At 35.0% G+C, this 12,806-nt stretch carries 11 protein-coding genes; 6 read left to right on the forward strand and 5 right to left on the reverse strand.

The annotated features are described in order from the left end of the window. The first annotated feature begins 169 nt into the window (after positions 1-169). The 5 genes from ald (at position 170) to FGF67_RS09330 (ending at position 6,014) form a co-directional block, all read left to right on the forward strand. Positions 170-1,267 (forward strand): alanine dehydrogenase, encoded by a 1,098-nt coding sequence (ald, locus tag FGF67_RS09310; protein ID WP_139697036.1) that lies wholly within the window; start codon positions 170-172, stop codon positions 1,265-1,267. A 178-nt stretch (positions 1,268-1,445) separates the two neighbouring features. Beyond that, a complete protein-coding gene (locus tag FGF67_RS09315; RefSeq protein ID WP_139697037.1) occupies positions 1,446-2,141 on the forward strand; it encodes a zinc metallopeptidase in 696 nt (231 codons plus the stop codon). Positions 2,142-2,222: 81 nt separating this feature from the next. Next, on the forward strand, positions 2,223-3,998 hold the full coding sequence (locus FGF67_RS09320; protein WP_139697040.1) for a MutS-related protein: 1,776 nt from the start codon (positions 2,223-2,225) through the stop codon (positions 3,996-3,998). A 56-nt stretch (positions 3,999-4,054) separates the two neighbouring features. Beyond that, positions 4,055-5,197 (forward strand): methionine aminotransferase, encoded by a 1,143-nt coding sequence (locus FGF67_RS09325; protein ID WP_139697042.1) that lies wholly within the window; start codon positions 4,055-4,057, stop codon positions 5,195-5,197. A gap of 34 nt (positions 5,198-5,231) precedes the next feature. Further along, positions 5,232-6,014 carry an amidohydrolase gene (locus FGF67_RS09330; protein ID WP_139697044.1) on the forward strand — a complete coding sequence of 261 codons (783 nt, stop codon included), beginning with the start codon at positions 5,232-5,234 and terminating at the stop codon, positions 6,012-6,014. On the opposite strand, the gene FGF67_RS09335 is transcribed toward FGF67_RS09330, so the two are convergent. Together FGF67_RS09335 and FGF67_RS09340 are read right to left on the reverse strand one after the other, a co-directional pair. Further along, the gene (locus FGF67_RS09335) at positions 6,004-7,611 is read right to left on the reverse strand and encodes an Ig-like domain-containing protein (protein WP_139697045.1); all 1,608 of its coding nucleotides are present in this window, start codon (positions 7,609-7,611) and stop codon (positions 6,004-6,006) included. The two genes, FGF67_RS09330 and FGF67_RS09335, sit on opposite strands and share 11 nt — an antisense overlap. Positions 7,612-7,665: 54 nt before the next feature. Then, positions 7,666-8,346 carry a ComF family protein gene (locus FGF67_RS09340; protein ID WP_139697047.1) on the reverse strand — a complete coding sequence of 227 codons (681 nt, stop codon included), beginning with the start codon at positions 8,344-8,346 and terminating at the stop codon, positions 7,666-7,668. A gap of 107 nt (positions 8,347-8,453) precedes the next feature. Here FGF67_RS09340 and FGF67_RS09345 point away from each other — a divergent pair, with 107 nt between their 5' ends. Next, positions 8,454-10,001 (forward strand): glycine--tRNA ligase, encoded by a 1,548-nt coding sequence (locus FGF67_RS09345; RefSeq protein WP_139697050.1) that lies wholly within the window; start codon positions 8,454-8,456, stop codon positions 9,999-10,001. Between the two features lie 60 nt (positions 10,002-10,061). On the opposite strand, the gene FGF67_RS09350 is transcribed toward FGF67_RS09345, so the two are convergent. The 3 genes from FGF67_RS09350 to FGF67_RS09360 form a co-directional block, all read right to left on the reverse strand. Next, positions 10,062-10,643: a DUF3575 domain-containing protein gene (locus FGF67_RS09350; RefSeq protein WP_139697052.1), complete on the reverse strand. Its 582-nt coding sequence runs from the start codon at positions 10,641-10,643 to the stop codon at positions 10,062-10,064. Between the two features lie 83 nt (positions 10,644-10,726). Next, positions 10,727-11,194 (reverse strand): Lrp/AsnC family transcriptional regulator, encoded by a 468-nt coding sequence (locus FGF67_RS09355; RefSeq protein ID WP_139697055.1) that lies wholly within the window; start codon positions 11,192-11,194, stop codon positions 10,727-10,729. A gap of 174 nt (positions 11,195-11,368) precedes the next feature. Then, complete coding sequence (locus tag FGF67_RS09360; RefSeq protein ID WP_139697056.1) at positions 11,369-12,733, reverse strand: saccharopine dehydrogenase family protein; 1,365 nt, start codon at positions 12,731-12,733, stop codon at positions 11,369-11,371. Positions 12,734-12,806: the final 73 nt, after the last annotated feature.

Consider the following 12,806-nt stretch of genomic DNA (forward strand, 5'->3'; position numbering starts at 1 on the left):
TTGATAGTTGCACATGTGCTATACATTGCTGTGTTTTGATTGATTCTTAATAAATATTAAAATATGTTATGTTTATTTTTGGTTAATGTATAATTTAACAATTACTTTTCAATCATTTAGTTTAAATTTGCAACTGTTTTTATAAAATAACTCTAAAAATATTACGCTTATGAAAATTGGTGTTCCCATCGAAATTAAAAACAACGAGAACAGAGTTGGTATGACCCCCTCTGGAGTATTTGAATTAACAAAAAGAGACCACGAGGTATACGTGCAGAAGAACGCTGGTTTTAATAGCGGTTTTTTAGATGAAGATTATATCAAAGCTGGTGCCACTATTTTAGATACCATTGAAGCTGTTTATGATATCGCCGAAATGATTGTAAAGGTAAAAGAACCTATTGAACCAGAATACAAATTGATTAAGAAAGATCAAGTGGTGTTTACCTATTTTCATTTTGCATCAAGTGAGGTGTTAACAAATGCCATGATTGACAGCAAAGCTATTTGTATTGCGTATGAAACTGTTGAAGACGCTGATGGAACTTTACCTTTATTAATTCCAATGTCTGAAGTAGCAGGAAGAATGTCTATTCAGCAAGGCGCAAAATATTTAGAGAAACCCATCAAAGGCCGAGGTATTTTGCTAGGTGGTGTACCAGGTGTACCTCCTGCCAAAGTCCTTATTTTAGGCGCTGGTGTTGTGGGTTATCAGGCTGCAAAAATGGCAGCAGGTCTTGGGGCTTTGGTTATTATTATGGATATTAACATGAAAGCATTACGCTATGTGAGCGATTCTATGCCAAATAATGTTATCAGCGAGTTTTCAAGTGAATACAATATAAGAAAACATATAAAGGATGCCGATTTAATTATTGGAGGTGTTTTAATTAAAGGGGCAAAAGCGCCTAAATTAATCACAAGAGATATGTTAAAAGATATGCGCCCAGGTACTGTTATGGTTGATGTAGCGGTTGATCAAGGTGGGTGTTTTGAAACTACAAAACCAACTACACACCAAGATCCAACTTATATTATTGATGAAGTAGTGCATTATTCTGTGGCGAATATGCCTGGAGCTGTACCCTATACCTCTACTATGGCTTTAACTAATGTAACCTTGCCTTATGTGATTAAATTAGCCAATGAAGGCTGGGAAAGAGCTTGCGAAAATAACGCACCTTTGGCAAAAGGATTAAACATTGTAAAAGGTAAAATTGTGTATAAAGAAATAGCAGAAGCTTTTGATATGGAAATGAGTTTCTAATCCTATTAAAAATAATCATTTAAAATGCCTTGATTTTTAAAATTACGGCATTTTTTGTTGGAGGAACTTGGTTAGGTCTTAAATAAATTAACATCTAACTGACATTATTTCATTTGAAATCCTTGGCTTTATTTTTGTTATCTTTATTCCTGAATTTAGAAATTAAAAAAAGAAAACCATGATTGGATATTATATATTAATTGGAGCTATTGCTCTGGTAAGTTGGGCAGTTAGTAACACCTTAAAACGCAAGTTTGAAAAGTATTCAAAAGTGCATTTAAGAAACGGTATGAGCGGAGCCGAAATAGCAGAAAAAATGCTTGCTGATAATGGAATTTATGATGTTGAGGTGATTTCAACCCCTGGGCGTTTAACAGATCATTACAATCCTAAAAACAAAACGATTAATTTGAGTGAAGCAGTATATAATCAGCGTAATGCCGCAGCTGCAGCTGTAGCAGCACATGAATGTGGGCATGCTGTTCAGCATGCTCAAGCTTATAGCTGGTTAGAAATGCGATCTGCACTGGTGCCAGTAGTTAGTGTTACATCAGGTATGTCACAGTGGTTAATTATTGGCGGACTCGTGCTAGGTGGTGCAGCTGGTTTAGGTTTAGGCTGGTGGGTTGCGGTTTTGGGTGTTGTATTCATGGGAATGGCTACGCTTTTTAGCTTTATCACATTGCCAGTTGAATATGATGCGAGCAATAGAGCCTTAGCTTGGTTAAAAAATAAAAATATGGTAACTCCTGAAGAATATAAAGGATCGGAAGATGCCTTGAAATGGGCAGCCAGAACCTATTTAGTAGCAGCCATAGGTGCTTTAGCAAACTTACTTTACTGGGCGTTACAGATATTTGGCGGAAGAGACTAAATATTACTCACATAAAATACATCATAAAGCTCTGAGATAGTTCAGGGCTTTTTTGTTTCTTTATGCTTAAATCTTTTTCGGATGATACATCCCTTAAACTATTACGAAAAACAATTAACAAAACATCAGCTTCAGGAAAAAACCTATAGCAAGCGCATGATTCGTTTAAGCTTTATGCGTGTAGCGTTTTTTTTATTGACGGCTTATGGTGTGTACTATTTTTTTAATACATGGGAATTGGCCGTTGGTATAGCTGTTTTGGGCATTGTGGTGTTTATTTATTTGCTGTCTCGCTATACGGACGTGAAGCGCCAAAAAAGGTTGCATCAAGAACTGGTTAAACTTAATGAGTTGGAGTTGAAAATAGCTTCGGGTGATTTTTTCGAAGAACCTAACGGATTGCAATTTCAAGACGCTAATCATAGTTATAGTCTTGATGTAGATTTGTTTGGTCGAGGTTCTTTTTTTCAGGTTATCAACAGAACGGCTGTTCAAGAAGGTACACAAAAGCTAGCGTATTTTTTAAAGGCAAATAAAATTGGTAATATAAAGCAACGCCAAGAGGCTATAAAAGAACTTTCCAGTGCACCAGAATGGCGTCAGCAATATACAGCAGTAGCGCGCTTAGTTAACCTAGAAACTTCGGTCAACCAAATCAAGAGTTGGTTAAACCATTATCAACCTTTTTTGCCAAAGGTTATAAAGTGGGTTCCATTAGGTTTTAGTATAACTTCAGTCATGATTCTTGTTTTAACGGTCTTGAATATAGTAACCAATAAAGCGTTGTTGGGGTATCTGTTACTACTTGGGCTTGGAATTACGGGAATTTATCTTAAAAAAGTTAATGTTTTAGCGCTTAAAACGGATAAAATTAGAGATACTTTTAGGCAGTATGCGGCCTTGTTAGATTTGATTGAACGGCAAACCTTTGCTTCAGATTTGCTTATAGAAAAACAAAAGTTAATAGAATGTCACGGTAAAAAAGCATCAATAGTATTCAAAACATTTTCTAAACACTTAGATGCTCTTGATAATAGAAACAACTTAATAGGAGCCATTTTTGGAAATGGGTTGTTTTTAAATGACCTAAGAAATAGTTTTGCCATAGAACAATGGATTGATACCTATGGCTCCAAAGTAGCCGATTGGTTTGAGGTGGTTGCCTTTTTTGATGCGTATAACACGTTGGGGAACTATACTTTTAATCATCCTAAGTTTGTTTTTCCCGAGATTTTTGAAAACGGCCCCATTATTAATGCTGAAAAATTAGGGCATCCTATGCTGAATGAGGCAAAACGAATTACGAGTGATGTATACATAGAACAAAGTCAGTTTTTTATTGTAACAGGAGCTAACATGGCTGGAAAAAGTACGTTTTTAAGAACCATTTCTTTACATATCATTATGGCCAATATGGGATTGCCTGTGTGTGCTGCGTCAAGCACATATACGCCCATGAAACTCATTACAAGTATGCGAACGTCAGATTCTTTGACAGATGATAGTTCATATTTCTTTTCGGAATTAACACGATTGAAGTTCATTGTTGATGCTATTCAAGAAGATGCGTCTTACTTTATAGTTTTAGATGAAATTTTAAAAGGCACAAATAGTACCGATAAGGCCATTGGTTCAAGAAAGTTTGTTGAAAAACTAGTAGCCTCAAAAGCAACAGGCATTATAGCAACGCATGATTTAAGTCTTTGTGATATTGAAAATGAATTAAAAGACGTAAAAAACTATTATTTTGATGCTGAAATTATTAACGATGAGTTGTTTTTTGATTTTAGACTAAAAAAGGGTGTGTGTCAAAATATGAATGCCTCCTTTTTGTTAAAGAAAATGAACATCGTTTAGCCTGAATAGCATTTAATACAGATTTTATATAGCAACAATTCATAAATTTAGTAAGGATGCGGCACAGTTCAAAATTACCTCATGTTGGCACTACCATTTTTTCAGTGATGAGCGGATTGGCAAAAAAGCACCATGCTATTAACTTCTCGCAGGGGTTTCCAGATTTTGGCAGTGATTCAAAACTTATTGATTTGGTAAACCAAGCCATGCATTCTGGGTATAATCAATATGCGCCTATGGCAGGTAATTTAGAGTTGCGAACGGCTATTGCTAATAAAATAGAAACGCTATACCATACCAACTATCATCCTGATAATGAAATAACGGTCACCGCTGGTGCTACTCAAGCCATTTCAACAATATTAACAACCTTTATTAAACAGGGTGATGAAGTTATTGTGTTTAAACCAGCTTATGATAGTTATGAACCAGGGATTAGGCTTCATGGCGGTAAACCTGTACTCATACAACTTCGGGCACCAGAGTATTGCGTAAATTGGGAGGAAGTAAAGCAAAGCATTAGTGTTCGTACAAAAATGATTATAATTAATTCGCCGCATAACCCAACGGGGATGGTTTTTTCAAAGGCAGATATGTTGCGGTTGCAGGAACTTACCAGGGACACCAATATTATTGTGTTAAGTGATGAGGTTTATGAACATATGATTTATGATGCTAACAAGCATCAAAGTGTATGTTTGTTTCCTGATTTAAAATCAAGAAGTTTTTTAGTGGCCTCGTTTTGTAAAACATTCCACAATACAGGTTGGCGTATAGGGTATTGCTGTGCTCCAAAAACGCTTATGGAGTTATTTATGCAAGTGCATCAATTTAATGTGTTTTGTGTGCACCATCCCACCCAAAAAGGGATTGCGGATTATATGCAAGAACCTGAGCATTATTTAGGGTTATCTGCATTTTATCAAAGGAAACGTGATTTATTTTTAAGCCTCATAAAGGAATCTAGGTTTACTTATGTGCCTACTAAGGGCACTTATTTTCAGGTATTGAATTATTCTGCAATAACCGATGAGTATGATGTAGACTATGCTAAACGATTAACTGTAGAATCAGGCATTGCTTCCATTCCATTATCCGTTTTTAACACCAATAATTTAGACTATAAAGCCTTGCGTTTCTGCTTTGCTAAGTCTGAAGATTCTTTAAAACGTGCTGCAGATATTTTGTGCCATTTATAAAATGCGTATATTTTGGTGAAACTTGTAACATAATATGCAAAGTCAATTAAATATAGCCGTAATACAATCTGATTTGGTTTGGGAAAATCCAAAGGCGAATCGCGAAAATTTTGAAACGAAAATACTTGGTATAACCAAGGCTGTTGATATCATTGTTTTGCCAGAAATGTTTACTTCTGGGTTTACTATGAACGCTTCAAAAGTAGCAGAACCTATGGAAGGAGCAACGGTATCATGGATGAAGCAGTTAGCCGTAACAAAAGGAGCGGCTATATTAGGAAGTTTGGTGATTTCTGATGAAGATAAAAACTATTACAACCGTTTACTTTTTGTAGAACCCTCCGGACGTATTACAACCTATAACAAACGCCATACATTTACTTTAGTTGGTGAAGATAAGGTGTATACTTCAGGTGATGAAAAGGTGCTAATTGATTATAAAGGGTGGCGTATATGTCCTTTAATATGCTATGATTTGCGTTTTCCTGTTTGGGCTAGAAATGTTGACAACTATGATGTTTTAATCTATGTAGCTAACTGGCCAAAGCCCAGAATTACGGCTTGGGATGCTTTGCTCAAAGCCCGCGCCATTGAAAACATGAGCTATTGTATTGGTGTTAATAGAGTAGGGGTTGACGGTGTAAATAGTGTATATTCAGGGCACTCAGTAGTTTATAATGTGTTGGGACAAGAGATTCTAAAAACGGAAGCAGGAACCGAAACGATTCAAACCATTACACTTGAAAAGCGACATATTGAAGCCTACCGAAATAAATTAAAATTTTTAAACGATAGAGATCATTTTACTATTGAGTAAATTCAAGCGTTTCTTGAATACCCCAATCAGCTCTAATTTCAATATCCTGAAAATGACTTACTTTTTCGGGTTGTATCTTTTTTAAATAATTACCCGTGTCAAACTTTTGGTTACCATTGGCATCATGAATCACGCGAATAGAATACATAGCAGGACTTAGATTTAAAAAATCTACAGTGCCTGGTTGGGCAACAGCTTGTTCACGTTTTACCTTACCACCTTTATCTGTCAACTGAATGATGAGTGGATATTGAGCGTTAACCAATGTAAAACGTACATATCCGTAATCGGATGACTTTCGAGTTTTTAATGTGTAAAAAATGGTGTCGTTTTTATCTTCAAAAAAGTCAGTGAATGCCTCTGGGAGAAGCTGCACTTGATAGCCGTTATCTTCAGTTTTATTGAAATCTAAAGCATAGGTGTTGTTAATACTATCAAAGGTTGATGTAAAGGCTATTATGGTAGAATCTCTGTCCATGATTTTAACTTTTGAAGCATCAAAATGATCAATAGGCGTAGAGCCTGAAATTTTAAAAGGTTCATCTAGGCCAATGGTGCCCTCGGGGGAGGCATCTAATATCAACGAATCTCTTTTTTGCTCACTAATACGCACGGTGAAGTCTTTTTCAAAGAGAGTAGGATGTGAAACATTAAAAACAAGAGAATCTACCTCTAATCTCGGCTTGTACCAGTAATTTAATGTGTCGGTTTTTGGGTCTTTTGTAACCCTGTATTCAAACTCGGCTGGTGTTTCAGACACTAATTTGATATTCATGCCCTCATAATTTCCTTCGTAGCCAAAGGCTATTTTTTCTCCCGAAATGAGTCGTGGTCTGGTTGCCTTATAATCCAATTCTTCTGAAAATAATTTCAAGGTGTATAACGAATCTGTAGGAACTTCAATAAACGTGCTTTGAAAGGCAATTTGGTCTGTTTTCTGTTGAAATTTATTGTCTCCATTATTGTCTTTTAATGCAACAAGCAAATATTTACCTGCTTTTATGTTTTCAATAGAAAAAGTAGTTAAGCTATCTAAAGTATTTGTAATGTACTTAGGTACTTCTGTGTAAATGATAGAGTCTGTAAACGTAGAGTCAACTTCATAAAGCCCCACATTTACAAAGGATTCAGGTTTTGTGTCAATAGCATGAACAATGGTGCCTTGTACGGTTAAGGAATCAATGTAGTCACCAGTGGAAAATACATATCGATAATACGGGTAAGGGTTGCCTTCGTTGTTGTCTTGTATGCTATTACCAAAGTTAAAGGCATATGTAGCATTGGGTTCTAACGTGTCATTTATTTTTATGGTGATTTTTTTACTGGCATTACCTAAAGGGGTAATATCAGGTTTATGCTTCATAGGAGGCGAAATAATAAGTTGTTTTGAAAGATCTTTAATTTTGATATACTCATCAAAGGTGATTTCAATTTCTTCCGCATCAAAATGTATTGAGTTGTTCTCTGGAGATGACGCTATAATAACTGGAGGTGTTTCATCTTTTGGTCCGCCTTGAGGCGTGCCTCGGTTGGCACAGTTGATAAAAATAATACCTAAAATAAAGGCGAAAATAAAATTTGAAAGCGTCTTATTCATCAGCAAATTTAAATTTTTACAAACCTACATAATTTTCAAGATATAACGTGTAATTCATAGGGCTATTGCCATAGTAGCAATGCTAATTTTTATATTCTTAGCTTGGCTTAAAACTAGAATGCAAGCCTCCATGGTTGCGCCAGTAGTAATCAAGTCATCAACAAGTAATAGATGTTTGTTCTCAATTTTTTCTTGATTGACTAAGGCAAAGAGTTCAGCGCTTTTTTGCCATCGTGTAAGGCGATTTTTCTTGGTTTGTGATGAGGTGTTGGTCACTTTTAGTAGCACATCATCTATATAATCAGCCTGTAAAGCCTGTGCTATTTGTTGGCCAAATTTAGCCACTTGATTAAATCCTCTTTGTTGCAGTTTTTTCTTGTGAAGAGGCACAGGTATAACAGCATCAATTTGCTTAAAAGCATCGCATTCTTGTAGTTCATGCCCTAACCAGTTGCCTAGAACAACACCAATTTGTTCTTGGTTTTTGTATTTTAAATTATGAATAAGGTGTTGCACTTTACTCTGTTTTTCAAATCGGAATAATGCCGTACCAGTTTCAATTTTTGCACGACCATACAACACTTTAGCAACATTATCTGTTTTATCAAAATGAAAATTGGTTACAGGTAAATCATGCCGGCAATTGGTGCAAATAGTGTCTTCATAATCCCCTAAAAAATTAGAGCATGCACAACATACTTTTGGAAAAAATAAATTGATTAAAGATTTGAGCATGGTTTATGAATGTAATCTTGTAAACTTAGGTAAAAAAATGAAGGTATTCAATCGTTATTTTTTAATAAACAAGCTTTTAGTTACAAGCGGTTTTATATTTTTGCAGCATGGCAAATCAAGATGATAAATTTAAGAAGGTAATATCGCATGCTAAGGAGTACGGGTATGTATTTCAAAGTAGCGAAATATATGATGGTTTAAGTGCAGTTTATGACTATGCTCAAAATGGTGCTGAACTAAAGAAAAACATTCGCGACTATTGGTGGAAAGCCATGGTGCAAATGCATGACAATATAGTAGGGATTGATGCGGCAATTTTTATGCATCCTACTACATGGAAAGCCTCAGGGCATGTTGATGCTTTTAATGATCCTTTAATTGATAACAAAGATTCTAAAAAACGGTATAGAGCTGATGTTTTAATTGAAGATTATTGTGCTAAAATAGAAGCAAAAATTGATAAAGAAGTGGCTAAAGCCGAAAAACGCTTTGGAGACGCTTTTAATAAGGAGGAATTTGTGTCGACTAACGGTCGTGTACTAAGTTATCAAGAAAAAATTGACAGCATTCTGTCACGAATGGCCAAATCATTAGAAAATGAAGATTTAGCAGATGTAAAAGCGCTTATTGAAGAGTTAGAAATAGCCGATCCGCTTACAGGAAGTAAAAACTGGACTGATGTGAAGCAATTCAACTTGATGTTTGGTACCAAATTAGGAGCTTCAGCAGAAAATGCTATGGATTTATACTTACGTCCTGAAACGGCCCAAGGTATATTCGTAAATTTCTTAAACGTTCAAAAAACGGGACGTATGAAGATTCCGTTTGGAATTGCGCAAACAGGTAAGGCATTCAGAAATGAAATTGTCGCCAGACAATTTATCTTTAGAATGCGTGAGTTTGAACAAATGGAAATGCAGTTTTTTATCAAGCCAGGCACGCAACAAGAATGGTATGAACATTGGAAAGAAACCAGACTTAAATGGCATTTATCATTAGGAATGGGAGCAGACAATTACCGATTTCACGACCATGAAAAATTAGCACACTACGCTGATGCTGCTTGCGATATTGAGTTTAAATTCCCATTCGGATTTAAAGAACTAGAAGGGATTCATTCACGTACCGATTTTGATTTATCACAACACGAAAAATACTCTGGCAAAAAACTACAATATTTTGATCCAGAAGAAAATAAAAGCTATGTGCCTTATGTGTTAGAAACGTCTATTGGGTTAGATAGAATGTTCTTAGCGGTATTCTCAAATTCGTTAGTTGAAGAAGAATTAGAAAACGGTACATCAAGAACAGTTTTAAAATTACCAAGTGTTTTAGCACCTGTAAAAGCAGCTGTTTTACCTTTAGTTAAAAAAGATGGATTGCCTGATGTAGCTAGGAAAATAGTAGATGAATTGAAGTGGGATTTCAATGTTATTTACGATGAAAAGGATGCGGTTGGAAGACGTTACCGCAGACAAGATGCTAACGGAACACCGTTCTGTATTACTGTAGATCATGATACGCTTGAAGATAACACGGTTACCATTCGTCATCGTGATACCATGGAACAACAACGTGTTAAGATAGATGATTTAAGAACTATCATCAAAAATGAAGTGGATGTGCGTTCATGGTTATTGAAAATGAAAGAATAACCACGATATAGAATTGTAAAAAATAAGGCGCCTGAGTTTTTTTATTCAGGCGTTTTTTATTTAAAATCGATAGCCGGCTGATATAGAGGATTTTCCAATGATACGTTTATTCGTAGACGCATTGCCATAATCTCCAAAGAGATTGCTTCCCACGCCAATATTAAAAGCTATGATGATATTTGAACGGGTAATCCATTTTGAGCCTAAACCTATGCCAAGCGCAAAATCTGTTACCTTTTCAGTGCGGGTTTCTCTAATTTTGATATCAGGAAATAGACCCCAGCCAAAAATGGTTCTAGTTTCGCCGGTATATTTCTTAATATTTTGGGAGTTTAACATACCAAACCCTTCAAGGAAAAACCCAGAAGCGTATTTTTTACCCAAATAAAATCTATAATATGGGGTTACGTAATAATTAAAAAAATCATTTTTGACGTCTTCGTCAAAAGCAATAAAAGTAGATATACCTATACCTGAATTTTTAGCTAAGGTACGCTCATAGCTCACACTAATACCACCGATAGCTAATGCCAAAGCATTTAAATTAATCTCATTAAAGTTTTGATTCCATGCAATGTTTTGAGCAAAACTATTAGAGAAAAATAATGAGCATGATACACAAATAAAAATCAAACTTTTCACTAGGCTCGTAAGTTAACTAGTAATAAAGTTAATGAAAAATTTTGCAATAGTTTAAAATACAGTGTTTTTGATGTGAAAAAGTACTATACTTTAATCTGTCTATCAATTTGTTGATGTAATGAAATAAGCGATTCGGTTCTTAAGACACCGGCTATAGATTGAATATTTTTATTAAGTAAATGCATTAAATGCTCATTATCATAAGCTAATAGTTTGATAAATAAATTATAGTTTCCCGTAGTAAAATGACATTCTAATACTTCAGGGAAACGCTTTAATGCTTTTACAACATCATCTGTAATAGCCGCTTTGTCTAAATAAATACCAACAAAGGCCATGGTTGAATAGCCTAAAACCTCTGGGTTTATTATGAATTTAGAACCCGCTAAAAGCTTTGATTTTTCAAGTTTCCTAAGACGTTGGTGAATGGCTGCTCCTGAGATGCCTACATTTCGTGCAATTTCTAAAATAGGTGTTCTGGCGTCTTCGGTTAAAACGCGAAGTATTTTTTTGTCAATCCCATCAATGGTAATAGCTTTTTGTTTTTTCATTAGTGTTGTGGTTTGACGGTAAAAATAGTGATTTGATTTTAATTTGTAATTATAATTGATAAAAAGCTATAAGAATGAAATGTTTTTTTAAAGGAATTCAAAGACTATTGATATCGTTTAAAGATTTATAAGCTTGAAGGGGGATATTTTGGTATTAATGTAAAGCCAAGCAGTTTAATTGTTTAAGGGATTGTACCCTAAATATGGTACTTCTCTCTCATTAAAAATTATACCGTGGTTTTGAAGTTCTAATAAAATGGGGGTATAAATTTCTTTAGTTACAGGTATTTGTACACCAGGCGATGTAATTTTTTTATTTAAAATGGCGATTGTGGCCATAGCTACTGGAAGTCCTACGGTTTTAGCCATGGCGGTATATGTTTGATTGGTACCAAGAACTACCATATTGGCATCAATTTGATGCTTTTTACCATCAAGTTCATAGCCAAATTTATGATACATCACAATCATATCTTTATCGTTTTCTGAGAGTGTCCAGCTATCCATTAAAATTTTCTGTAGTATTTGAGCAGGTGTAGCCTTTTTTAATAAAACAGGTTTGTCAGCACTAAATAAATTTAATTCAACAAGTTTATCCCAAACAATATCATCTTGATCAATTTTAAGTTGATGTCTTAGTTTAAGCTCAACAGAATCACTTGGGCTGTAAGGTAAAAAGGCATTCACAAAATCTCTATAACTCATATGTTCACTATCTTCAATAATATAGCTATCATCGGTCATACCCAGCGTTACAAAAATATGCCATGCTCTACAAAATCCCACACGTCTTATAGTGCCTCTGTAAAGTGTTGCTACATGGTTTAAACCATAAGCCTGTTGGTATTTTAAAGAATCTCGGTTAGCGTAAACTTCAAATTGACCATAGTTATCAATATTTAAAAATTCGGTACGCCTAAACAGTTGGTTGTAGGGAATGTATTTAAAGGTGCCTTCTTGAAGAAATTTTGCAGCGCCGCCTTGACCAGCTATAACTACATTTCTTGGGTTCCAGGTAAACTTGTAATTCCATAAATTCGTATCGCTTTCAGGGGCAACCAGTCCACCAGTAAATGACTCAAATAGAATTATTTTTCCACCTTTTGATCTAATTTTATCAAGCACCTGCATAGCACTCATATGATCGATACCAGGGTCTACACCTATTTCATTTAATAGGATTAAGTTTTTTCTCTTGGCTTCTTTATGTAGTTGTTGCATGTCTGAACTAACATAAGATGCTGTAACCATATGCTTGTTGAAAGTCACACAATCTTTAGCTACCTGTATATGTAAATGGGCAGGTAACATGGAAATAACGATATCTGCATTTTGAATAGCTTCAACTCGTGCCATTTCATTAAAGATGTCTAACTTAATAATGTTGCAATGGTTATGCGAGCCAATCATCGTCTTGATACGTTCAGTATTCAAATCACCTATGGTAATGAATAAGTTTTCAGTAGCAGATTTTTCTAATAGGTATTTTAAAAGATACGATGTAGATTTACCGGCACCAATAATTAAAATGTGTCGCATATTTAGTGTAAAGTGTTTTAAGTTTGGCGTTTAATGAGAACAAAAACTAACCATTTGTTAGTAAAAATAAATT

Source organism: Allotamlana fucoidanivorans (assembly GCF_006265225.1).
GTDB classification, from domain to species: domain Bacteria; phylum Bacteroidota; class Bacteroidia; order Flavobacteriales; family Flavobacteriaceae; genus Allotamlana; species Allotamlana fucoidanivorans.